This window comes from Shewanella alkalitolerans (assembly GCF_019457575.1).
Lineage (GTDB): Bacteria > Pseudomonadota > Gammaproteobacteria > Enterobacterales > Shewanellaceae > Shewanella > Shewanella loihica.
This window is the reverse complement of the sequence record NZ_CP080422.1, coordinates 2757900-2782910: the sequence shown is the minus strand read 5'-3', so window position 1 is coordinate 2782910 and position 25011 is coordinate 2757900. Positions and strand designations below refer to the sequence as shown.

15 protein-coding genes are annotated in these 25011 nt (G+C 51.7%); 7 read left to right on the top strand and 8 right to left on the bottom strand.

Going from position 1 to position 25011, the window contains the following annotated elements; translation table 11 throughout:
* The first annotated feature begins 127 nt into the window (after positions 1 to 127).
* Complete coding sequence (yfbV, locus tag K0J45_RS12315; protein WP_011866189.1) at positions 128 to 571, top strand: terminus macrodomain insulation protein YfbV; 444 nt, start codon at positions 128 to 130, stop codon at positions 569 to 571.
* Between the two features lie 6 nt (positions 572 to 577).
* Here yfbV and pflA read toward each other — a convergent pair whose 3' ends face one another.
* The 3 genes from pflA to K0J45_RS12300 form a co-directional block, all read right to left on the bottom strand.
* Positions 578 to 1318 (bottom strand): pyruvate formate lyase 1-activating protein, encoded by a 741-nt coding sequence (gene pflA, locus K0J45_RS12310; protein ID WP_220042777.1) that lies wholly within the window; start codon positions 1316 to 1318, stop codon positions 578 to 580.
* A 103-nt stretch (positions 1319 to 1421) separates the two neighbouring features.
* Positions 1422 to 3704 carry a formate C-acetyltransferase gene (gene pflB, locus K0J45_RS12305; RefSeq protein WP_011866187.1) on the bottom strand — a complete coding sequence of 761 codons (2283 nt, stop codon included), beginning with the start codon at positions 3702 to 3704 and terminating at the stop codon, positions 1422 to 1424.
* Between the two features lie 564 nt (positions 3705 to 4268).
* Positions 4269 to 5801 (bottom strand): DUF3360 family protein, encoded by a 1533-nt coding sequence (locus tag K0J45_RS12300; protein ID WP_220042776.1) that lies wholly within the window; start codon positions 5799 to 5801, stop codon positions 4269 to 4271.
* Between the two features lie 961 nt (positions 5802 to 6762).
* Here K0J45_RS12300 and focA point away from each other — a divergent pair.
* Positions 6763 to 8289: a formate transporter FocA gene (gene focA / locus K0J45_RS12295; RefSeq protein WP_220042775.1), complete on the top strand. Its 1527-nt coding sequence runs from the start codon at positions 6763 to 6765 to the stop codon at positions 8287 to 8289.
* A 182-nt stretch (positions 8290 to 8471) separates the two neighbouring features.
* Here focA and K0J45_RS12290 read toward each other — a convergent pair whose 3' ends face one another.
* The gene (locus tag K0J45_RS12290; RefSeq protein WP_220042774.1) at positions 8472 to 9386 is read right to left on the bottom strand and encodes a LysR substrate-binding domain-containing protein; all 915 of its coding nucleotides are present in this window, start codon (positions 9384 to 9386) and stop codon (positions 8472 to 8474) included.
* 342 nt (positions 9387 to 9728) lie between these two features.
* Here K0J45_RS12290 and yfcC point away from each other — a divergent pair, with 342 nt between their 5' ends.
* Positions 9729 to 11258 carry a putative basic amino acid antiporter YfcC gene (yfcC, locus tag K0J45_RS12285; protein WP_220042773.1) on the top strand — a complete coding sequence of 510 codons (1530 nt, stop codon included), beginning with the start codon at positions 9729 to 9731 and terminating at the stop codon, positions 11256 to 11258.
* A 72-nt stretch (positions 11259 to 11330) separates the two neighbouring features.
* Here yfcC and K0J45_RS12280 read toward each other — a convergent pair whose 3' ends face one another.
* The gene (locus K0J45_RS12280) at positions 11331 to 14039 is read right to left on the bottom strand and encodes a TonB-dependent receptor domain-containing protein (protein ID WP_220042772.1); all 2709 of its coding nucleotides are present in this window, start codon (positions 14037 to 14039) and stop codon (positions 11331 to 11333) included.
* A gap of 965 nt (positions 14040 to 15004) precedes the next feature.
* Entirely contained in the window at positions 15005 to 16072 is a 1068-nt protein-coding gene (locus tag K0J45_RS12275) for a methyltransferase (RefSeq protein ID WP_220042771.1), read from the bottom strand.
* 256 nt (positions 16073 to 16328) lie between these two features.
* Here K0J45_RS12275 and K0J45_RS12270 point away from each other — a divergent pair, with 256 nt between their 5' ends.
* On the top strand, positions 16329 to 16985 hold the full coding sequence (locus K0J45_RS12270) for a TetR/AcrR family transcriptional regulator (protein WP_220042770.1): 657 nt from the start codon (positions 16329 to 16331) through the stop codon (positions 16983 to 16985).
* Between the two features lie 62 nt (positions 16986 to 17047).
* Here K0J45_RS12270 and cysK read toward each other — a convergent pair whose 3' ends face one another.
* Positions 17048 to 18016: a cysteine synthase A gene (gene cysK / locus K0J45_RS12265; RefSeq protein ID WP_220042769.1), complete on the bottom strand. Its 969-nt coding sequence runs from the start codon at positions 18014 to 18016 to the stop codon at positions 17048 to 17050.
* Positions 18017 to 18279: 263 nt separating this feature from the next.
* Between cysK and K0J45_RS12260 the strand changes: the two genes are divergently transcribed.
* Complete coding sequence (locus K0J45_RS12260) at positions 18280 to 19509, top strand: RDD family protein (protein WP_220045295.1); 1230 nt, start codon at positions 18280 to 18282, stop codon at positions 19507 to 19509.
* A 49-nt stretch (positions 19510 to 19558) separates the two neighbouring features.
* On the opposite strand, the gene cysZ is transcribed toward K0J45_RS12260, so the two are convergent.
* On the bottom strand, positions 19559 to 20332 hold the full coding sequence (gene cysZ, locus K0J45_RS12255; RefSeq protein WP_220042768.1) for a sulfate transporter CysZ: 774 nt from the start codon (positions 20330 to 20332) through the stop codon (positions 19559 to 19561).
* Between the two features lie 188 nt (positions 20333 to 20520).
* Here cysZ and smc point away from each other — a divergent pair, with 188 nt between their 5' ends.
* The gene (gene smc, locus K0J45_RS12250; protein ID WP_220042767.1) at positions 20521 to 23946 is read left to right on the top strand and encodes a chromosome segregation protein SMC; all 3426 of its coding nucleotides are present in this window, start codon (positions 20521 to 20523) and stop codon (positions 23944 to 23946) included.
* A gap of 23 nt (positions 23947 to 23969) precedes the next feature.
* A complete protein-coding gene (gene zipA / locus K0J45_RS12245) occupies positions 23970 to 24980 on the top strand; it encodes a cell division protein ZipA (protein WP_220042766.1) in 1011 nt (336 codons plus the stop codon).
* Positions 24981 to 25011 lie beyond the last annotated feature (31 nt).

Genomic DNA, 25011 nt, shown 5'->3' with positions numbered 1-25011 from the left:
GGCCGGTGTCGCTTTAAATTCTCGTTCCTGAGATTAAGATTCGGTCTTTGCCAAGGCGATGCCGCTTGGGGCTGACGCTCGCCTTGTGCTATGGTAAAGACAGTCTCTTAAGTGTTAGGTGTCATCATTGACTGTTCAAGTGTTAAAAACCTTAGGGGTCGGTCGTCGCTATATGAAGACTTGGCCTATGGTTAGACAACTTAGTTTTTATTTTCCAGAGTATCGCGTGATCCGCGCGACGGCCCTGGCGATTCGCTTGATGCCTCTGCTGGCCCTGCTGGCCGGCGGCAGTCAACTCTATCTGTATGGCTGGGCCTGGTTACCTCAGGCTATTACCATCGCCTTATTTTTTATCAGCTTGCCTATTCAAGGCTTGCTCTGGCTCGGTTGGCGAGCCAAGCATCCGCTGCCACTTTCTCTGCTGGATTGGGGCAATAATCTGTCCGCCAAGCTCCAGGGGATGGGGGTGGCTTGTCCCCCGCTAGGTGCCAGTGCCTGTTATCTGGACATGGCGGTCATCTTGAAGATGGCCTTCGAGCGTCTCGATAAACACTACTGGGAAGCGCTCTAATCTTTGTTAGTACACGGCAGTTATGCTGGCTTCCACAAACACCTGTTTAATCTGTTCCATGGTTTCGCGCGATGGGGGAGAGATATCCTTGAGGGTGTACTCTTCGCCCATGGCTTCCCATTTGTGTTTTCCTAGTTCGTGGTAGGGCAGTAGCTCTACCTTCTCCACGTTGGTCATAGGTTTAATAAATTCTGCCAAGCCCTTTGCCGAAGCAATATCATCTGTATAGCCGCCCACGACCACATAGCGTATCCACACTTTTTGTTGGCGTTTTTGGAGATACTGGGCAAATTGCAGCGTGCGATGATTGCTGACATGGGTTAAGGCGATGTGTTGGTCGTCATCGATATGTTTGATATCGAGCAGTACCAAGTCTGTGTTATCGAGGAGTTCATCGATAACTGGGGTGTATTTACGTACGAAGCCGTTGGTGTCTAGGCAGGTATGTATCCCTTGCGCTTTGCAGGCCTTGAACAGGGCCGCGACAAATTCGGCTTGCAGTATGGCTTCGCCGCCACTGGCAGTGACGCCTCCGCCGCTGGACTCGAGAAAAGGTCGATAGCTGATGATCTGTTCCATCAGCTCGTCTACCTCGATTTCACGTCCACCGTGAAGATCCCAGGTATCACGATTGTGGCAGTATTGGCAGCGCATCAAACAGCCTTGCATGAAGGTGATAAACCGAATGCCAGGACCGTCAACTGTGCCAAAGGATTCCAGCGAGTGAATCCGCCCTTTTACTGTCATTGTGACTCCGAAAACTTCAATTAAAGTAGGCTGTGCTAAATTAGTGCACAGCCTAGCTTATATTCACCAAAAATCTAGCGTTTGACCGCTCGATTGACGGAAATTACATCCCTTTGGTGAAAGTACGTGTAATGACGTCCTGTTGCTGCTCTGGTGTCAGTGCGTTGAAGCGCACGGCGTAACCAGATACACGGATAGTCAGCTGTGGATACTTGTCTGGGTTAACCACTGCATCTTCCAGCATTTCGCGGTTCATCACGTTCACGTTAAGGTGTTGACCACCTTCGCGGGTCTCGTTGTGAGCGAAGTAACCATCCATCAGCGCAGCCAGGTTAGCGCGGCGACCGTCGTCATCTTTACCCAGGGCATTTGGCACGATAGAGAAGGTATAAGAGATACCGTCCTGTGCGTGTGCAAATGGCAGCTTGGCAACAGAAGTCAGTGACGCGATAGCGCCTTTCTCGTCGCGGCCGTGCATTGGGTTTGCCCCCGGTGCAAATGGCGCGCCGGCTGGACGACCGTCTGGCGTAGTACCTGTCTTCTTACCATAAACCACGTTTGAGGTGATGGTGAGGATAGACTGAGTCGGGATCGCGTTACGGTACATCTTCTTGTGACGGATCTTAGCCATGAAGCGCTCAACCAGCTCGGTGGCGAGGTCATCGACGCGTGCATCGTTGTTACCAAACTTAGGATATTCACCCTCGATGTCGAAATCGACGGCGATGCCGTTTTCGTCACGAATAGGCTTCACCTTGGCAAACTTGATGGCTGACAGTGAATCGGCAGCAATCGATAGGCCTGCGATACCACAAGCCATGGTGCGACGTACGTCTCTGTCATGTAGCGCCATCAAGGCCGCTTCGTAAGAGTACTTGTCGTGCATGTAGTGAATCGCGTTCAGCGCAGACACATATTGAGTCGCTAACCACTCCATCATGGTGTCCAGGCGGCCCATCACATCGTCAAAGTCCAACACTTCATCTTTGATTGGCTCAAACTTAGGACCTATCTGAGTCTTAAGCTTCTCATCCACACCGCCGTTGATGGCGTAAAGCATGGTCTTGGCCAGGTTGGCGCGGGCGCCGAAGAACTGCATGTGCTTACCAACAACCATAGGGCTCACACAACAGGCGATAGCGTAGTCGTCAGAATCGAAATCGGGACGCATCAGGTCATCGTTTTCGTACTGAATAGAGCTGGTGTCGATAGACACCTTAGCGCAGTACTTCTTGAAGTTCAGCGGTAGCTTCTCTGACCAAAGCACTGTGATGTTTGGCTCAGGGCTTGGACCCATGTTGTACAGGGTGTGCAGGAAGCGGAAGCTAGACTTAGTCACCAGAGTACGGCCGTCAAGACCCATACCTGCGATAGACTCGGTAGCCCAGATTGGGTCGCCAGAGAATAGCTCGTCGTATTCAGGGGTACGTAGGAAGCGCACCATACGTAGCTTCATCACGAAATGGTCAACCATCTCCTGAGCTTGCTGCTCGGTCAACACGCCATTATTGATGTCGCGCTCGATGTAGATATCCAGGAAGCTAGAGGTACGGCCTAGAGACATGGCTGCGCCGTTTTGGCTCTTCACTGCGGCCAGGTAGCCGAAGTAGGTCCACTGAATCGCTTCTTTAGCGTTGGTTGCAGGACCTGAGATGTCACAGCCGTAGCTGGCCGCCATCTGCTTCATCTGACCCAGGGCTTTGTGCTGCTCGGCGATCTCTTCGCGCAGCTGCATGGTGGCTGAAAGGTCTTCACCCGCTTCAAACTGCGCTTGCAGAGAGCTGAACTGAGCAAATTTTTCCTGCATCAGGTAATCGATACCGTACAGGGCGATACGACGGTAGTCACCAATGATACGACCACGGCCGTAGGCATCCGGCAGACCAGTCAGTACGCCAGACTTACGGCAGCGCATGATCTCAGGGGTGTAGATGTCGAACACGCCTTGGTTGTGAGTCTTACGGAGTTCTGAGTAGACATATTTGATGTTTGGATCCAGTTCACGACCATAGGCAGCGCATGAACCTTCGACCATGCGGATACCGCCATTGGGTAACATGGCACGCTTAAGTGGCGCGTCTGTTTGTAGACCGACAATGGTTTCAAGATCTTGGTCGATGTAACCTGCTGCATGAGAGGTAATGGTAGAGACTTTGTCGGTATCGAAATCAACCGGCGCGTGGGTGCGGTTTTCCTGTTTGATACCTTCCATCACTTTGTCCCAAAGCGCACTGGTCGCTTCGGTGGCGCCTGCTAGGAAAGATTCGTCTCCTTCATAGGGCTTGTAGTTCTTTTGAATAAAGTCGCGTACATTTACTTCAGACTTCCAATCACCAGGAGTAAAACCTTCCCACGCTTTGGTGAACAGCTCAGTTTTTTCGGTCATCGTACTAATACCTTCTGTTTGAGATAAAGGTTATTGGTTATCGAGAGGCTGTCACTGCAGACGTTGCGATACACCAATAGCTATTCTTCGCAGCTCCCTTCAATGTATTACCCGGATGATGGGAACTGAATTATCGAACCGGTAAACCGTGTCGATTTAAATCTGTTTTACGCGATATCCGAAGCCGTTTGACACTCACTGTCTATATCGATTCGGTTATCGTTAAATTGGTAAGACCAATTAACCATCTGCATAGTACCATATCTCCCTAGGCGCTGCATCTGAATCGGTCCGCTTTTGCCCGAGTTAATGCCAAAATTGCTATCGGGTTATCATTTTTGGCGCAAAAATTCGTTTGCATCTCACCTAAGAGTCGGTTATTTGCGCGAGGTGGTTCACACCTTTGTCTGACTGCCTATGACATCGAGGATAAGGGCGATTCCTCGGCGTTATGAGCGCCATGCCCATAGGGCATATTGATGCCTGTTATCAGCAAGTTTGATGTAAGTATAGGGGAGATAAAAATGAAGAGGGCCTAAGCCCTCTTCATTGTCGTTTGCGCGATTAAAGTAGCGCCGGGATCCCTTGAATCATCCCCACCGCGAGCATGGCGGCGAGACAGATAACAAAGGCCAGACCCGGAATGATCAGCCTGTCGGCTAGGCTCAGGCTAGCGGCACGTTCTTTGTCGCCAATCAGGCCGTTATTATCTAGCAGCATGGTGAGTGCCCAGGCCAGCACAGGGTTGGCGACGAATGAGGCGAAGATACAGATCCCCGCCGCCTGGCTGCTTTGGGTGTCTTTCACCATCTGCATGCCAGCTTCTAGGAGCGGCAGGAATACGCCAACCAGCAACGCGATTGACATCACTGGACGCCATACGGTGACATCCATTGGGTAACCCAGTACCGCGACTATGATACACAGGCTGCCCAGTAAGATAGCGCCGGCAGGAATAGGACGCTTAGCGATCGCCGCCGGGATCATGTAGGTACCCCATGAAGAGGTGATGTTACCGCCACCCACAGCCGTACCGACGATTTGACGTAGCGAGCAGGTGGTCATGGTGTCATCCACATCCATCAGCACTTTCTCTGTGCCTTTAGGGTAGTTCAGCTCCTGGAAGATGCGGTGACCGAGGAAGTCTGGTGACCACATGGCAACCGCCAGGATGGCGAAAGGCAGCGATGCGATGAAGTGCTCGAAGTTAGGTAAGCCTAGCTGCCAGCCGTGTTCGGTAGAGCCCCACCAGTACACTGGGTTCAGGTTAGGGATGCCTGGCGCGGTAACAAACTGCAGATCTAAGCCGGCGCCGAGGGTGAAGGCCAGCGCAATTGCTGCGATTGAACAAAGTGGAATAGCCAGCCAGCGTTTACCCACCTTGGCCAGATAGGCGTAGAGGACGACGTTTACCAAGAGGATGAAGAAGGCCACATAGCCCAGGCTATAGTCCAGGGCGTGCTTGGCCTGCAGGCCGCCGGCCCAGTCAAACAGTGAGGTGATCTGACTCTTGGCGCCCATGAAGCCCAGGAAGACCAAGAGTCCCCCCGCGACGCCGCTGGAGGTGAGGTTTACCAACCTGGAGCCACCTTTAAAATAACTGAGTAGCAGACCAAAGATACCCAGAAGGATCGCAAGCGCTAACGGGTGCGCGCCAGCTAAGGCGATGGTACCGATAAGTGGGATCATGGGGCCGTGGTTGCCGCCAAGGTTAGCGCGAGGGTTGATAAAGCCGGAACTGATGATACAGAAGAGCAGGGCGGGGATGAGCATTTCGACGCGAACCACCTGAATGGCGAATTCGGCGCCCAGGTTGATGTGTTCCCAGCGCTCACTCAGGCCCGAAGCCCAGGCGGCCATTACGGCGGAATACATTACCGTGATGCCGATAGTACCAGCGATGGCGGGTACTAAGTCCTCCCACTCGAAACGGAAGTCGCGTCCCGGCAGGTTGAGGCCCCAACGTCTGGGCTTCATGATCTGTAATTCGTGGTCTAAATATTCTTCACGAGTGGCAAACTCGCTGGCAGGACGGTGAAGCGCCTTGTAAGTCAGCTCAGAGGCTTCCATCTCTTCTTTTTTGACTGTTTCTGACATAATTTCTCATTCTCCGAAAAGAACTTATTGACTCATCAATTCGATGAAGACTTAGAGGTAATCCTTGCAAGTCAGCGAGTGTCGTTTGTTGAAAAACCCCCAGGTGCCACTCGAGTAACTTGTCCGCCCCCTAGAATGGATAAAACACCCTAAATCCGGCGAGCAGTTGCATCCCTAACGCTGTTTAAAATTGGTCTGACCAATTTACCTCACAAATCTTAACATAGTGAATTTCACCTGACATTAACTATCAATAAACTTGAAACTGGTGATTAGATGATTTGGGAGCTAGTTAACATCTTGTATCGCCATTTCAGATCAATTTTTACATTAGGCATATATATTGCGTTTGGATATGGATCGCGCCTTTTGTCACTTTTGGGAGCCACTCCCCCCATTCTCAGCAAATTAGAGATGCTTCGCACGGCTCACATTTTTGGCTGGGGTAGGCTTCACAAAAAGCCAGTACGGTGTGCGTCGTGTCTCGAAAATGCTCATCTGGGTCTGCCGCTTCGCCTCCAGCGCGCCCACACAAAGGACTTGCCAGGGATGTTAATCAAGATGCCTTATAGCTTAGGCAATAGGTGGTTAGTTGCCAGTTTGCCCTGTTGAGCCGCACGCCTTTACACCTCATGGGCGCTTTTATCTCTATTTTCCTAAGTAACATTTGTTTTCTTATAACCTATTGTATTTAATCGCTTTAAAGGTTATTTGTTGCTGACTTAACAACTTGCTTACCTCCAGGTTTGGTTATCAAATTTACTGATTGTCTCATTCATTATTATCAAATTTTATTCCCTCCTTTTAATGGCTAATCTCGGCATCAGAGAGTGAGGCAATAGGCTAACTCTTTGTAAAAACATTTATTAATTAATCGCCGTCTTTCGGGACTTGGCACTTGCGGAGATGATGTTAATGAAATTTCACCCCTGTTTTACGCTCGGCTGGAGATGGACGCGCCATGACGATACCTAATCTAGTGCCACTTGCAGCCAGGCGGGTCGAGCCAGCGCCTTCGATCGAGCCTAGCCTGTGTCAACGCGCCGCGACTTATGGTCAGGAGAAGGTGACTAAGCAGGCGATGCAGTCTATCGGTCAGGCGATGTTTGCCGGCGCCTTTATTGCGCTCGCCTTCGTGTTTTATCTCACCGTTACCACGGGGGCATCTGGCGATTGGGGCATGGTGCGGCTCGTTGGCGGCCTGGCCTTTAGCTTGGGGCTGATGTTGGTGGTGATCTGTGGTGGCGAGCTGTTTACCAGTAGCGTGCTGAGCAGCGTCGCCTGGGCGCAGAAGCGTGTCAGCACGCGGGAGCTGCTGGCCTGTTGGGGACGCGTCTATCTGGGTAACTTTTGCGGTGCCATGTTTATGCTGGCATTGATCCTCAGTGCCAAGATGTATCTGTTAGACGGTGGACTCTGGGGCCTCAACGCCCTGAAGGTCGCCCAACATAAGCTGCACCACTCCTGGGGCCAGGCGTTCGCCCTGGGCATCCTATGCAACATGCTGGTTTGTTTGGGGGTTTGGATGACCTTCGCCAGTAAGGAGGCGCTGACTAAGGCCATCTTGTTGATGCTACCCGTGGCGATGTTTGTCAGCAGCGGCTTCGAGCACAGCATAGCCAATCTCTTTATGGTGCCGCTCGGGATCGTCATTAAGCAGTTGGCCATCTGGGACTGGTATCAGATCCCCGGATTTACCGCCGAGCAATTTAGTGATCTGACGCTGCTTCATTTTCTGACCAATAACCTTATCCCTGTGACCGCGGGCAATATCGTCGGCGGTGGCCTAGTGGTGGGGCTGGGTTACTGGTGGATAGATTCAAGTAAGGCACATGATGGCCCACTCGCTCAGGTGACATCTATGGCGGTGCATCTCGAGCCTGTGTTAAGCCGCAGTGATCAGAGTAACAGACAGGACAACGGCAGCGAGCTCGCTGCAAATTCAATCTCAATATTATCTAGTAAAGTTTGTAGGGGAGAGACCCAAATGCCTAAATCGATTCAAAAATTAAATGTCAGCGCGCTGATGGAGCAGACACCTTTTACCCTAGCGCCTGAGCTCTCTGTGTATGAGGGGCTTAAGCAGCTCAACGAGAAGCAGCTGCGCGGCGCACCTGTGGTTGATGCTAAGCAACGTCTGCTGGGGTTTGTCTCTCAGCAAGATCTGTTGCGCAGCCTATGGTCAGAAGAGTTTGTCCGTGGCATTAGTTACAAGGTGGCCGATCTGATGCAGACCAGGGTGCTGACGGTAACCCCAAATGATGCGGTGGCCGATCTTATTGAGGTGATGGTGGTAGATCGTGACAAGCTGTTTCCCGTGAGTGACATGGGCGTTTTGACCGGCCATACCTATGCCAGTTACGAGGAGCGACTGCGTCATGCCAGCGCCAGTAAGCCCAGCTGTTTTCCTGTGGTCAGTGAAGGCAAGTTAGTCGGGGTAATTAACCGAGAGTCCATCGTAGCCAAGGTATGTGCCATCTACGAATAGTGGCTAAGACCTGCTGCAAATAACAAAAAGGGGCGAATGCCCCTTTTTAATGTCTACTGAATTACTAGCTCAATTGTCTGTTTGATTTGCAGTTCAATTGCCCTTTCAATTTCCAGTTCAATTGTGTACTCATTTTACCTATGAGTTAAGCAGTTAGTGAGTTGTGCAACTAACCAAATTCGCTATTTATTGCTTTTGGCGTGCTGGCGATGTTTGCTCAGGCGTCTGGCCTCGGTGATCACGCAGTCACGTAGCGGATTCTCGCCTGAATCGCAGCGCCACACGAAGGAGAGGTGCCTCTGCATATTGAGCTGCGGCGTCGGTAGGATAACCAACTCGCCGGCGGCCACCTCTTTCTCCACATCCAGGAAAGGCAGGCTACTCAGATAGGGGCCATTCTTCACTAAAGCCTTGAGCAGGGAGACATGCTCATACTCTTTCCAGACGTTGAGTTTTTCGATGACGCCGTGGATGGCTCCCTCGAAAATGCGGCGGGTCCCGGCGCCTTGTTCGCGCAGCACCCATCTTGCCTGTTCAAGCTGCGCCAGGCTGATGTTGGTCTGCTTGGCGTAGGGGTGGTGAGGCGAGGCGACTACCACCAGATGATCGTCTAACCATTGCTCCTGATAGAGTCGGCTGTCGTCGTTGCGGCCTTCTATGATGCCAAAGTCATATTCGTAATTAAGTAAGCCCTCGACCACGTTCTCGGTATTTTCCACTGTGAGCTCGATCCTAAGTTCGGGAAAATCGGTATCGATTTTACTGATGAGCTCAGGCAGCAGATGTTCGGCGGCCGTCTGACTCGAGCATAAACGAAAACGACCACTTATAAGGTGTTGTTCGTGAAGGCCTAATTCGATCTGTTGTGCATCTTGCAGCAGGCGTCTTGCCCTTGGGCGTAACCAGTTTCCCCAGTGGCTGAGGGTGAGGCGATTGCCCTGTCTGATAAACAGGGGGCGGCCGAGCAGGTTCTCCAACTGGCCAAGGGACATGCTGACTGCAGACTGGGTCATCGACAGTTTTCGCGCCGCGGCACTCACACTTTCCAGGCTGGCTACGGCATCGAACACCATGATTTGTTTTAGTGAGTACTTCATCGAGCTTTTGGCGTCCTAACTGATTTAAACAATAAAGAAAACTATCAATAAAATTGATGCTTGTGTGATATTGATTGTATGAGCGCCCGAATGCTTTCACAAGTAAAGCGTTGATTTTATCTAAGTTACTCGACCTGCCTCACTCTTTGGCGGCGTCTTGTGCGCCCCATGACAATTTTGACCAATACGTGAATCCTATCCAGGGATGCTTGAGCAATATGGCCGCCTGATCTGAGCGCTATCCCTTATTCGCTGGTAAGGGTGATTCTTGTGCAGTGAAAAGGGAATTGGTTTATATTGGCGGGCAATAACTTAGATTCCAAGAATAACCATGGAAAAACAATGGCAAATCAAGCGCCTTCCCCGGCGGTGAACCCGCAAAATAAAATCCCTTTACCCGATACTTTAGTGATCATCTTCTTCGTGGCGCTAGCCGCCATGTTGCTGACCTATCTGGTGCCAGTCGGCTCCTTCGAGACCCAGGAGATCCATTATCTTGCCGATGGCGTCGAAAAACAGCGCAGTGTGGTCGACCCTAACTCGTTTCGCTTTAGCCTGGATGAGGCCGGAGAGCATCTCAAGCAGCCGGTCGCCTTGTTTGAGGGAGGCGGAGGCATAGGTTTCTTTAACTTTGCCTTCGAAGGCTTAACTTCGGGTTCTAAGTGGGGCACCGCCATCGGGGTGATCATGTTTATGCTGGTGATAGGCGGCGCCTTTGGCATAGTGATGGAAACCGGCACCATAGATAATGGCATCATAAGGCTTATTGATAAGACCCAGGGTAATGAGCGCCTCTTCATTCCCGTGCTCTTTATTCTGTTCTCCCTTGGCGGCGCAGTGTTTGGCATGGGGGAGGAGGCGATCGCCTTTGCCATCATCATCTGCCCTTTGATGATACGTTTAGGGTTCGATGGCATCACCACAGTGATGGTGACCTATGTGGCGACTCAGGTGGGCTTTGCCAGCTCTTGGATGAATCCCTTCAGCGTGGCGATTGCCCAGGGTATCGCCGGCATTCCTGTGCTGTCGGGCGCTGGAGTAAGGGGCCTCATGTGGGCAGGCTTCACCCTGATGGGGGTGATCTTTACCATGCGCTACGGCGCCAAGATCCAGGCCAACCCCCAAAGCTCACTCTGTTATGAGTCGGACAGATATTTTCGCGAGCATCATGGAGCGAGCGAATTACAGAGCCGCTTTAACCTCGGTGATAGCCTGGTGCTGCTCACCATCTTGCTAACGGTTATCTGGGTGATCTGGGGCGTTGTCGCTAACGCCTGGTTTATTCCTGAGATCGCCAGTCAGTTCTTTGCCATGGGGATTGTCGTGGGGATGATTGCTGTGATCTTCGGGCTCAATGGTATGACGCTGAATCGTATGGCGACCAGCTTCAAACAAGGCGCTGGCACCATGCTTGAGCCCGCCCTGTTGGTTGGCTGCGCCTCGGGGATCTTGCTGCTTCTAGGCGGTGGTAAGCCTGATGAACCTAGCGTACTTAACACCTTACTCAACAGCGCAGGCAGCCTGATTGGCCAATTACCTGCGGTCGCCTCGGCCTGGTTTATGTTGCTGTTCCAGTCGGTGTTTAACTTCTTTGTGACCTCGGGGTCGGGTCAGGCCGCCTTGACTATGCCCTTGATGGCTCCTCTTGCCGATATCGTCGGCGTGTCGCGTCAGGTGGCCGTGTTGGCCTTTCAGTTGGGGGATGGCTTCACCAATGTGCTGGTGCCAACGTCGGCGTCATTGATGGCCACCTTAGGCGTGTGTCGCGTCGATTGGGGCATTTGGGTCAAGTTTATCTGGCGTTTCATGCTGGCGCTGTTTTTGGTCTCTAGCCTAGTGGTAGTCGCCGCTCACTATCTCGGCTTTGTCTAAGAGCAAGTTTTTAATTTTGGCAATAAAAAACGGCATCCTAGGATGCCGTTTTTTCATTAAAGTTCAGTTAGATTAGAACTTCACTTCACCTTCTAGGAACCACTCACGACCACGTGCGTTGTACACTGAACGTGGGTAGTGCGGCCAAGAAGTATCGGTTGGGTCGAAGTTAGGACCTGCATCGAACAGGTTAACTACGCCAGCTTTCACCTTGATAGCATCAGTGATGTTGTAACCTGCAGTCAGGTTCCACTTAGTCTGTGATGCCACTTCGTGTGCGCTTTCATCGAACGGTTGATTCTTATCTTCGGCAGACTCTTTGTAAGACTTGTACTGAACACCGTGCATACGCGCAGTGTGGTAAGCCCCTAAGGTCGCTTCGAAGTCATCGATGTAGTAACCAAGTACTAGGTTCGCGCGGTACTGTGGCAGGCCACCGTTATCGATGTCGTCTTCAACTGGATCGGTTGGAGACAGTTGGAATTCAGACAACAGGATGTAAGTACCGTTGAAGTTAAGCTTCAGCTCACCATAGTTGTCAAGATCCCAGCCATAGCCAGCAGAGATGTCTAAACCACGTACTTTTTGGAACGCCAGGTTTTGTGCAACGGCATTAACATGAGTGATCTTTCCAGATGCGTCACGAGTCAGCATGTCTTCATACTGTTCGTATTCACGTGCAGCCTTGCTAGCGCTGATGTCGCTAACCATGTCATCCAGTTTCCACTCCCAAAGGTCGAATGATGCGTTGAGTGCATCACCGCCCCATACCGCGCCGATGTTAGCAGTGTAACCAGTCTCGGCTTCCAGATCTTTGTTAGCACCTGTGGTAGTGTCAACGTGCAGTTCTTTACAGACTTCGTTTAGTGCAGGATTGTTGTCATAACCTTGGCCAGGTACACCGCCCAATGCTTGACACTGCTTGAAGTCGATAACTGTAGAGTAGCCCTTAGTCGCATCGCCATATACTCGGTGCATGTCTGGTGCGCGGAATACAGAGCTGATAGAACCACGAACCAATAGTTCGCTTAGCGGGCGGTATTCAACCGTTAACTGTGGTGACAGGTTGCCACCGAAATCGTCGTAGCGGTCATAACGTAGTGCCGCGTTGACAGTCAGTACGTCAAGAACGGGCAGGCTCAACTCGGCATAAGTTGCCCAGTATGAACGCTCACCGGCACCTGAAGAACCACCAGTGGTCAGGATGTTACCTTTCTTAGACTCTGAATCACTATTGGTTTCATAGTCCTGCTCTGTGTATTCGGCACCGAATGCAAACTGCGCGTCACCCGCTGGCATTTCGAACGCCATACCAGAGATGTTAGCCTGGACGTTTTTCTGAGTAGACTGAGCCTGCTCAAATGGAGAGTAAGAGGCCTGTTCTACATCTTCTGCACTCATGTTCTTCAGCAGAGAGTTACCGTTTTCACCGGCAGTGATGTAGTCAAACATGCCGCCAACAGTTGCGTAGCCACTGCGGAACACGTCAACGTTAGTACGGCCGTAGTTAACTGATGCTTCCCAGCTGTATTCATCTGCCAGTGTGCCTTCTAGGCCGGCGGTGAAGAAGTAGTTACGCGTCTTAGTCTCGCCAGCACGGTTGCTGAACTCGTGTAGACGACGTACGTAGTAATATTCGCCATCTTCAGCGTTGGCGAAGTCGCCACCCAGAGCTGTCGCTTTATTGTTGAAGGTCTTGCTCAGATCGCCATTGCTTACGGTGACGCTGTTGCCCGCGACAGTGATGTCGTAGTCATTGATCGCCATAGGCTCGATGTTGGTGGTAGATTTCGCTTCGGCGAAGTCTAAACGACCGACGAAATTCACATCATCAGATAGTTCATAGTTGAAGTTGGTTGAGCTGATGAAACGTGTGCTCTTAGGTTGTAAGTCGCGCCATTCTGAACGGTCGAAACCACAAGTAGAGCCAGTCCATAGGAATCCACCAGCGGTACACTCTTCAGGGGTCAATACGCGTTGACCAGTTGGAATGGTTTTATCATCTCTGGCTACTGCGGCAATACGTGCACCGTATGAGCTGTAGGCCGAATGTGGGCTGTAAGGCACTTTATCAGTGTGCAGACCAAAGTTTTCACGATCAGTCGCTTTTAGCTGCTCGTTGTCGGTAAATTCGATGAAAGTCGATACGTTACCGCGATCAGATGAAGCACCTAGAGATAGTGCGATACGGTCGCTTCCGCCGCCACCGTTAGTGGTGTCACCGTGACGGTACTTAAGTGCTACACCTTCGAAGTCTTTCTTCAGGATGATGTTAACTACACCACCAACGGCGTCAGCACCGTAAATAGCAGAACCACCAGATTGCAGTACTTCGATACGTTGTACGGCTTCCATAGGCAGGTTAGCAGTATCTACGAAGTTATCGGTACCACCAGATGGCTTTGGATATTGGTTTAGACGCTTACCATTGATCAGTGTTAGCGTACGGTTAGCACCGGCGCCACGTAGACTGATAGAAGAGGCGGCTGGTGTGAAACCGTGAACTGACTGAGTGGTCATTGCACTGGTGGTTGAAGTTAGGCTTTCCAACGCATCTTGAACGTTAGTGAAACCCTGTTTCGCCATGTCTTCTGCGCTCATGACGGTAACAGGTGTAGCCGTTTCCATATCGGTACGCTTAATACGTGAACCTGTTACTTGAATACGTTCTACGCTGTCTTCGTCTGCCGAATAAACGGCAGGTACGCTTAGTGCTGCCGTCGCGGCACCACCAATTAATGCGAAACGAACAGCTTTAGCCAATATAGAATTAGGCTGCATTGTGTTTCTCCCTGAGACTTATTTTAATTTTTGATTTGAACACTTATTGGACTGACCGTTTTTATTCGATCTAAGTGTCGATCTTTATTTAGTAAAAACTTTTCAAATATTTACTTATATTGATAAATCTTTACCTCGTGCTCGATATAATCATAGAGAGGTAACAACTGCAACAAGGCGGCTACAGCCGATACGTCTGCTTACGCGCTTAGATTCTTATCCTTTTTTTAACAAAATAAGTACAATTAACATTGCAAAATGGATGTTAATTAAGCGATTTATTTCAAAATACTTCTGAGTGTTATTTTTTGTGGTTAATTGTAGTGACATTGTCAATTCTGGTGGGTCTATTTGTTTTTTATTTGTTTTTACTTTTGCTGCTAGTTGTTTTTTAGTTGTGCTGTTTGTTATTTAAAAAAAATACAAAAAATATGAAAAATATTGTGGAAATGATTTGTTTGTGACCAAAATCACCTCTATTAATGTCTGTTTAATTGTTTATATATTGTTAACAGCGAGGTGTGGGGGGATTAATTTCTAATACTAATGTGCGGTGTTTTTCTTAATTCACGGTCTAATTGGCGCCCATGATAAGTCATTATTATTAAGCTTGAGGGTTAGGCTTGTTAAATCTGTGTTGCTCTTTTCCACTCGATTATTTGCACTAATGAGAGGGCAAGAGGGAAGAAAAGGGGGAGAGAAAGAGAAAGAGAAGTCACCTTGACGGGCGACGGTTTGTTGGCTGAGCAGGAGCTTAGCAACACAATTGGCCCTGTCGAATTGGCTGTTAAGCTTATTAATCTAGTGTCTATACATCTATTAACCCAAACCTAGCGCTATTTAACAGAGTACACATTGGTACTATAGAGACTAGAGAAAGTCGAGAGCTAGGTAGACCGCAAGCCCGAGGTCATCGGTCTACCTAAGATTTAAGGTTAAAGATTTAAGAATTTAGGTTTAAGTATTTAAGGCTTTCTACGACAGCGCAGCAAGGTATGGCCTAGTCCTATGTTATCGATATCCTCGTCGACATAGAGGCCCGCCGATGAGATCAGCTTGAGCAGATCTTTGGAGTGGTACATGCGGCTATTGCCGTTTGCCATGGCGGTGAAGTAGAGCGAGGTGGCATTGACACAATAGGCACCAGCCTCACAGGGTTGTCTGTCCCAGAAGGTCTCTAAGATACAGAGTTCGCTATCGGGGGCCATATTGGCGGCGGCTAGTTTTAATATGGTCAGTATCTGCTCCTCGGAGAAGCAATCTAAGAACTGACTCATCCAGTAAAGATCTCCCCCCTTAAAGAAAGGCGTATCCGCCTTCAACAGATCGCATTCGAAGCCATGGATACGGTCACTCAAGCCCTTGTCCTTGGCATTTTCCATGGCGACCTTCAGCTGACCGGGGAGATCCATGATGGTGACTTCGACGTCGGTATCGTAGCGGGTGCAGGCGAGTGCCCATTTTCCCGTGTTACCGCCGATATCCACCAGTGTCTTCGGCTTGGCTTTAAAGATCAGTGGCAGCACAGTGCCAAAGGCGTGATCGGAATAGAAGTGGTCGAACTCGAACCAGCTCTGCTTGGCCGCAGGTGGCAGCTGGGTTAAACCTGGGTAGATGGTCTGCCAATCGCCAAACACCTTTAGACCACTGGCTTCGCCATTCTCCAATGCCTTGTCGAGCTCGAACATGCCTTGATAACAAACGTCATGGTTGAAGTTAAGGTTGACTCTGGACATCTCATCGTGAAGCAGGAAGTGACCTATCTTGTCCAGATGAAAGCCTTGATCATCTTGCCATACGAGTCCCATGCTCAGGGCCATATCCAGCAGGACGCCAACGCCATAGTCTGACAGTTCAACCAGACTCGCGAGCTGTGCGCGGCTCGAGCCAGGTTTATCTTCGATTTGGGCTAAGAGATCGAATTTCAGCAGGCAACGGGCAACCTGGAAGGTTATGGGAGCGAATGCGATTTTTTGTGCTTCAAATTTGGCATCAAATGCCGATATCTGTTTCGGCGATTGGTAAAAGTCCATCAGAGTCCTGACGCTTGAGTGAGTGCAATGCCATCCACTCTAGCCCGATCCCCTGATGAGGACATCAAGTCTATGTCGTTTTATCGACCTGGCTCGCGAAAACAGTCCCAAGATAGCTGAAATTATCGACGATACAAGGCGTTATTGGTCGTTGAGAAGGAGCGCATAACGACGCTGTGCTAGGTCAAGTGTTACTCAGGTGTTAACATAGCATCATCTCTGTCGCCGACGGCTTAGATCGATAAGGATAGAATTAATGCAGCAACCTCTTAGTTATGTTGGACGTATCACCCACAGGGCCGATGGTGAGGCACGGCGCGTGGCTATCTTAGAGGCGACCCTAAGGTTGATCGTCAAGGAGGGGGTTCGCGGCGTGCGTCATCGCGCGGTGGCAACAGAGGCGCAGGTACCGCTTGCCTCGACCACCTATTACTTTAAAGATATCAAAGATCTGATCAGCGACGCCTTAACCTACTTTGCCGAAAAGACCCTGTGGATGAACAACACTCTTGAGCAGAAGAGTTTTCAGCTACTTGAGGCGCTTAAGGCAGACAGTCACCAGATGGCCCCTGACAAGGTGACTGCGCATCTGACCGAATTTCTCTGTGAACATATTCAAACCCAGGTGAGTCACAGGGATGATCGCATTCTCGAGGTGGCGTTTCACGAAGAGGCGCTGCGCAATCCCGCGCTCGCCGAGGCGATTCAGTTGCTGGACAATGGCTTTGTCAGCACTATCGAGCAGTTTTTTACCGCCTTAGGATCAACCACGGCCAATGCCGATGCCCATCAGCTTTTGGGGCTGATTCGTTGGGTGGAGTATCAGAGTATTATCAGTGGCAATCTGGACAGCGACTTTCTGCAGCAGACCCTTGGCGCCTGTATCGACAAGATCCTGCGTGCGATAAAATAAAGCCCCAATAGTTTAAAACTATCGGGGCCTCAAGTGAGTTAACCTGCCTTATTAGGCGAGTCTTACTGAACGTTTTCCGTGTCGCCAAATTGGCCTTGGAACAGGACAGAAGAGAGGTAACGTTCGGCCGCTGATGGCAGGATCACCACTATGTTCTTGCCTTCAAACTCTGGCAAGTCGGCGATACGGTTTGCCGCAACAACTGCTGCACCCGAAGAGATACCTACCAGGATACCTTCCTCTTTCATCAGGCGCTGGGCCATCTCTATCGCTTCTTCGTTGGTCACGGCTTCTACTCGATCAATTACGTCAAGGTCTAGGTTGCCAGGGATGAAACCTGCGCCGATACCTTGGATCTTATGTGGGCCAGGCTGTACAGGCTGACCGGCCATGGTCTGGCCAATGACAGGAGAGTCTGCAGGCTCAACTGCAACCGAGGTGATCGCCTTGCCCTGGGTTTGCTTGATATAACGACTCACACCGGTAATGGTGCCGCCGGTACCCACGCCCGCCACAACCACATCGACTTCACCGTCTGTGTCGTTCCAGATCTCTGGACCTGTGGTCTTCTCGTGGATCTCTGGGTTCGCTGGGTTATCGAATTGACCCAAGATCAGGTATTTTTCTGGCGCAGATTGACGCAGCTCTTCAGCCTTGTCGATGGCGCCCTTCATACCCTTGGCACCTTCGGTCAGCACAAGATTGGCACCCAAAGCTTTAAGCAGTTTGCGACGCTCGAGGCTCATGGTGTTTGGCATGGTCAGGGTTAGCTTATAACCACGGGCCGCGGCGACATAGGCCAGTGCAATACCTGTGTTGCCTGAGGTCGGCTCAATCAATTCTTTGTCTTTAGTGAGCAAGCCCTTCTTTTCGGCGTCCCAAATCATATTCGCGCCAATACGACACTTTACACTAAAGCTAGGGTTACGGGCCTCAACCTTGGCGAGCACATTTCCCTTGCTGACGCGATTTAGGCGAACAAGAGGTGTATTACCTATGGTATATGAATTGTCTTCGAAAATTTTACTCATGGATTACTTGCTCCTTAATGTATACAGCTAAATCATAGTGTGGTTTGGGCGCATTAGAAATGATAGTTTCATCTTCGTTATTCTTTTCTGTTATAAAAGCTGTCACTTATATCATAATTACATCGCTAAGGGGGCTGGTCTAATGGGGATCCTATTGATAAGTTAGCGAAATGTATCAAGCCCGCTAGCCAAAATAAGCAGAATAAATCGCAGGGAGCAGATGAGTGAGCAGCACAAACGATAGGATAGGGGATGCGGCAAATATGCCGAGCACAGCGTATCAATCTGCGAGCCCTGAGTCAGCTAAAAAATCTAAGACAAAAGCTCCAAACTCCAAAGATCGTAAGACCAAAGATCCTAAGAGCAAGGACCCTAAGACAATAGTCACCCCCTTCGCCTTTCATGTGGCGCCAGAGCTGCTCTATACCCCGCTGGCCTCGCCACTCAAGCGTGGTCTGGCGATGCTGATCGATGGTTTGCTGATTAGCGTATTAGCAGAGCAGGCCGGCGCCCTGTTTATTCTCCTGGTCGGCTTAACCTTAGTCATTGAGCGTCGCAGCCATCAACTGGGCAAGGCGCTGAAGTGGGGGCTCTATCTTGCCATGCTCTTGATGACAATCTGGGTCACCAGCGACAACATCATCTCCTACGGCGATGCGGATAAAGGTAAAGGCGGGGAGAAAGTGGCGCAAACCACGGGTCAGCAGGCGGAGTCACTAAATGCACTTAAGGTCATGCCGCAGATCATAGCCCTTAGCCTGTGTGAGGAGGCAAGCTGCGCAGACGAGAAGTTAACCAAGCTGCTTAGCGCGATGGACAGCTTAGAGACAAGCGACAGGGAGAAAGTGGCGCTGGCATCTCAGCTGATTGACGAGCTGTCTCTGCCGAGTCAGGAAAAACAAGCACTGATGCAGCGCCTAAAGCAGGCTTACCCTAATGGCTATGCTGTAAAGCAAGGCGAGGTTAAGCAAGATGTGGTGAAGCCAGAAGTATTGAAGCAAGAAGCGGTAAAGCAACAGACGGTGGAGCAAGAGGCAAGCGAGCCAAGCCAACAAGCCTTAATGGATGAGCCTGCAGTGCTCGGGATTGACCCGGATAAACTTGATGAAGAGGAAGATAAGCCTTCGCCCTACAGCCTGCTCGAATGGGCCAAAGGTATCTTAAACGATCTCGGGCTCGGCTTTGGCTGGGCCGCCTTTTACTTTACTATCTTTACCGCCTGGTTCGATGGCCAGACGCTGGGTAAGAAATTGCTCAACATTCGGGTGGTGCCGCTGGATGCCTCGTCTATCTCGTTATGGGATGCCTTTGGGCGATATGGTGGCTATGGTGCCGGTTTCGCCACAGGTTTACTCGGGTTCCTACAGATATATTGGGATGCCAACCGTCAGGCGATTCAAGATAAGATCTCAGAAACTGTCGTTGTTGATCTCTCTAAGCCAAGAGAAATCCCAGCAGAGGAGAGTTCCCCAGAGGTATATGGTGGCGCCTGATTCGTAATAAAAAGGCCTGCAATTGCAGGCCTTTTTTTTGAAGTGAGCTTTATTCCGGCGCAATCTGCTCATTGCGATAGGCGGCGCGGTATTTGTCGACCCACATAGAAGTGGCGCCACAGATGGCAACCGGCATCACGATAAAGTTGATGATGGGGATCATCGAAAACAGGGTCACCGCGGCGCCGAAGCTAAAGCTGCTCCCTTTGGTCTGATTGAGGGCAAACTTCATATCATTAAAAGGCACCTTGTGGTTATCGAAGGGATAGTCACAGTATTGGATCGCCATCATCCAGGCGCTAAACAGAAACCAGAGCACAGGGGCGGCGGTCTGGCCGATGAAAGGCACCCAGAAGAGGATTAGAAACAATATGGCTCTGGGCAGGTAATATTTCAGTTTCATCCACTCGCGCCCCAGGATACGCGGCAGATCTTTAATCAGATCTATGGTGCCACCGGTATTGAGGTCTTTGCCGGTGAGATACTGCTCAACCTTCTCCGCCAGTAGGCCGTTGAAGGGGGCGGCTATCCAGTTCATCACAGAGCTGAAGATAAAGGAGAGCACCACCAAGAGGGTAAGCACCGCCAGCGGCCAGAGCAGGAAGTTCAGCCAGCTCAGGTACTCGGGCAGTTGACCATTGATCCATTGAAACACCTGCTCCAGCTGGCCGATGGCGAAGTAGATCACCGCCGCAAACAGCACCAGGTTGACGCTCAGCGGGATGAAGACGAAGCGTCTCAGCCCCGGCTGTTTGATCAGCCGAAAGCCGTCGAGAAAATAGTTCACGCCACTCTTAGCGGGCTTGCTTGCTTTTTGATTCATAGTCTTATCAGAATATCCTTATGTCTTGCTTAAGGCCGATTGTGTGTCAGCCCTGTTGTAAAAACAAGGGTGAAATCACGGTGCTTAACAGAAAAAACGTTACAAAATGCGGCATGCTTTGATAAAGTGGCTAGCAATAATAACAGCGATACCAAGCGCGCCTCCCAATAGACGACCAAACTGGCACAATGAGACTCACACAGATAAAACTTGCTGGATTTAAGTCGTTTGTCGATGTCACTAAAATCCCTTTTAACCAACCGCTTACGGCAATTATCGGCCCCAATGGCTGTGGCAAGTCCAATGTGATCGACGCGGTGCGCTGGGTGTTGGGCGAAAGTTCTGCCAAACACCTGCGCGGCGACTCCATGGCTGACGTTATCTTTAACGGCTCCTCGGCCAGACGCCCGGTCTCTGTGGCCAGTGTCGAGCTCAGCTTCGACAATCAGCAGGGCCGTCTGGGCGGTCAGTACGCCAGCTATCAGGCGATTGCCGTAAAACGCCAGGTGAGCCGCGACGGTGAATCCAGTTACTTCCTCAATGGCCAGAAGTGCCGCCGCAAGGATATTACCGATCTCTTCATGGGCACGGGCCTAGGTCCGCGCAGCTACGCCATTATCGAGCAGGGCACCATCTCACGGCTTATCGAATCTAAGCCTCAGGAGCTGAGGGTCTTCATAGAAGAGGCCGCCGGCATCTCCCGCTACAAGGAGCGGCGACGCGAAACGGAAAACCGCATCCGCCATACCCGCGAGAACCTCGAACGCTTAGGGGATATCCGTCAGGAGCTGGGCCGCCAAATAGACAAGCTGGCCGAGCAGGCCGAGGCGGCGCGTCAATATCGGGCGCTGAAACAGACGGAGCGGGATCAACATGCCCAGCTAGAGGTGGCCAAATATCTGGAGCTGAGCGCCCAGTCTGACAAGTTATCCCAGGAGATAGAAGCCAAGACGCTGACCCAGAGCGAGGGCGACGCCGGGCGAGAAGCCCTGTCACGCAACTTGACCGAGCTTAAACTCAAACTCGATGAGCTTGAGCGCCAGGAGCAGCAACAGGTCGAGGCCTTCTATCTTAACGGTAATCAGATCGCCAAGCTCGAACAGGAGGTCAAGCATCGCCAGCAGCAAGATGCCCACCTCAAGCAGCGTATCAAGCAGGACGAAGATAAGCTGGCACTGTTAAAGGCGCAGGAGCAGGCGCTTATATTGGCGCGCGGCGATCTCGATGGACGACAGCACGATGCCCGGGAGGCCCATCAGACCTTGCAGCTGCAGCTCGAGTTACTCGATGAGCAGCTCGGCGAGGTCGAGCTATCACTGGAGCAGGCTCAGGAGGCCGAAAGTCAGGCCAAGCAGGCGGTTAATCAATGTCAGCTACGCCTGGAACTTACCAAGGGGGAGCTCAAGCATAAGCAGAGCGTCCTGACTCAGCTGAAGTCGCAACATCAGAGCGCGTCACGCCAGCTCGAGCAGTTATCCCATCAGGATGAGAGCGCCAATCTAGCGCTGCAACATGCTCAGTGTGAACGGCTCGCCGAGCGGGTCGATGAGCTTAAGGGCGAGATAGAGCTGGGGGCCGCCACTCAGTCTCTGTTACAAGAGCAGGCGCGCCAGACCCAGGCGCAGGTCGATGCCTTGTCGCAATCCCTGGCCGAGGAGAGAGGACGTCTGGCGGTGGTCAAGCGTATCTTACCTCAGGAAAACGTGCTTCAGGGCCGCGCCCTCTGGCAGGCGATTCAGGTCACACCCGGCTGGGAAGCGGCGGTCGACCTGCTGCTCGACGGTCTGCTCACCCAGAAGGTGAGTGACAAATCCAGCGCAAAGGAAATAGAAAATGAGAGTGGCTTTGCGTTAAGCCGATCTCAGAAGTGGACAGGGCTCAGCAGCGAGGTCAATCTGGCGCCCTGGCTGTCCAGGCTCACCTGGGTCGATAACCTGAGTCAGGCAAAGGCCATGCTGGGATCACTCGAAGATGACGAGCGCATCGTCACCGCCGATGGCTACATCGTCGGTAAAGGCTTTGTGCTGCAAAAGGCAGAGCAGGGCAGCCAGCTGGTGCAGCTTAAGGCCGAGCAGCAGGCGCTGGAGCTCAGCATAGCGGCCAGTGTCGAGGCTATCGATGAGCGCAGGGCGGTGCTTGCCGAGGTCAATCAGGCCTTGGATGAGCAGCGTGAGACGCTCACCCAGCTTAATACCAGTTTGCAGGGGACGCAGCTTGAGCGTGAACGCCTGATGGCGCAGGCTCAGGCGACTCAGGAGCGTATCGCCCAGCAAGGTGAGCAGCAAGCCAGGCTAGAGGCCTTGCTCGAAGAGCAGACCGGCGAGCTCGAAGCCGTGGAGCAAAGCCTGAGTGAGCTGACAAGTCGCCGCGATCAAGACGAGGCGCAGCTGACTGAGCTGACGCGCTCAGCCGACAGCCAGGTGGCAGGACTTGCCGATCGCCGCGCTCAGCATAAAGCGCTGGGCCGTGAGCGTCAGACGTTGGCGCAGCAGTCCCAGCAGTTACAGCAGTCGCTGCAGGCAATCAATACCGAGCAAGCGCTTAGCCGTCAGCAGGGTGAGCAGCTCGAGCGGCAGATGAAGGAGCTGGCCCAAGAGCTGAGCGAGCTTCAGGGGCAACTCGAGGGGCAGGATAAGCTAGATGGTAAGCTGCAAGCCGATGCCATGACGGCCCAGCTCAATGATGCCCTGGCGCGTCAGGGGGAGGCGCAGGCGGCGCTCGATGCCCTGCGTCTGCAGCAGGCTGAGCTGCAAAATCAAGCAGACGAGATCGGCGCCAAGCAAAAACAACAACTTGGCAAGTTAGAGCACTTGACTCAAGCCATCAGCGCGTTAAAGTTACGTCGCGAAGGGATAAAAGGTCAAATTGACAGTCAGTTAGCCCAGATCAAGAGCCAAGAGGTGGATATCACCGAGGTGCAGGCAACCCTGGATCTAACTGTGAGCCTGAGTCATCGTCAGAAGACGCTTGAGCGCACAAAGGCGCAGATCGAACATCTTGGCGCGATAAATTTGGCGGCGATTGAAGAGTTCGAGCAGCAGAGTCAACGCAAGGCCTATCTCGACAGTCAGGATGCGGACTTGGCCAAGGCCCTTGGCAGCCTGGAGGAGGCGATCCGCAAGATCGACCGCGAGACCAAAACGCGCTTTAAGGAGACCTTCGATAGGGTCAACCAAGATCTTGGTGTGCTCTTCCCTAAGGTGTTCGGCGGCGGCAGTGCCTATCTGGCGCTGACCGATGATGATCTGCTGGAGACTGGGGTCACCATCATGGCCAGACCGCCGGGGAAAAAGAATAGTACGATTCACCTGCTTTCGGGTGGAGAAAAAGCATTAACCGCTTTATCATTGGTATTTGCGATTTTCAGGCTGAATCCGGCGCCATTTTGTATGTTGGATGAGGTCGATGCACCGCTCGATGATGCCAATGTCGACAGGTTTTGCCGACTGGTAAAAGAGATGTCTCAGAGCGTGCAATTTGTTTATATTAGTCACAATAAGATCACCATGGAATTGGCCGATCAACTAATAGGTGTCACTATGCACGAGCCAGGGGTTTCACGCATAGTTGCCGTCGATATCGATGAGGCGGTGGCATTAGCCGACGCAGTATAATTTTGGGAAAAACAGGGTAATCAATGGAAAATTTGCAACTGGTATTGTTCGTGTTAGGCGCGGTAGCCATTATCGCGGTACTTGTGCATGGTTTTTGGTCCATTAGGCGGCAGCAACCTAAATCATTAAAAGAATCGCCCATGACTGGCCTATATACAGATAAGACACGTGACAGTGACGGTTTCGACGCCGATGGCGTTGGCCCTGTAAGAGTAATTAAAAATAACGGCGAAGATCGCAGCATTCCTAAGGCCACCTCGACCAGCCGTGCCACACCTGCAGGTGCACGCGCGCAAGAGAGTGAGCCAGCAGAAGTCTCACCTAGTTTCTCTCTGTCGGACGAGCCCAAGCAGAAGGCGCCGCGTTCGCGTCAAGAGCCGGTGATGTCGGCAACCCCTAACGAGGAAGTTAGCGACGCCCATCTTGAGCAGATGGAGCTTGGCCTGGGTCAGGCCCCGGCGCAGCCTTCGCTGTTTGAAGATCCTGTTACCGAGCGAAAGCAGGAAGCTGTGCGCCCCGCATCTAGAGTCGAAGCGCCTCAGTCAGTAGCGCCTGCGTCTGTAGAGCCAGTGCCTGTTGAACCAGAGCCAGCGCCAGAAGTGGTCGAAGAGGCGCCACTTGGCGATCCACAGGATGTACTGGTGCTGCACGTGGTGGCTAAAGAGGGCGAGGCCCTTAATGGCGCCGAGCTGCTACCTAGCCTGTTGACCCTTAACTTCAAGTTTGGTGACATGGATATTTTCCATCGTCATGAGGATAATGCTGGCACAGGCAAGGTGCTGTTTTCATTGGCTAACATGGTTAAGCCTGGGGTATTCAACCCAGATGAGATGGAGCAGTTTGCCACTCAGGGCATAGTGCTGTTTATGACGCTGCCTTGCTATGGCGATCCTCTGATGAATTTCTCCATCATGCTTAACTCGGCCCATCAGCTTGCCGACGATCTCGGCGGCGAAGTGCTCGACGGTGGTCGCGGCGCCTGGAGCGAGCAGACCAAGCAGTCTTACCTGCAGCGCATTCGCGCGCAGATGTGATCCCTAGACCGACATTGAAGTAGAGGCCGCA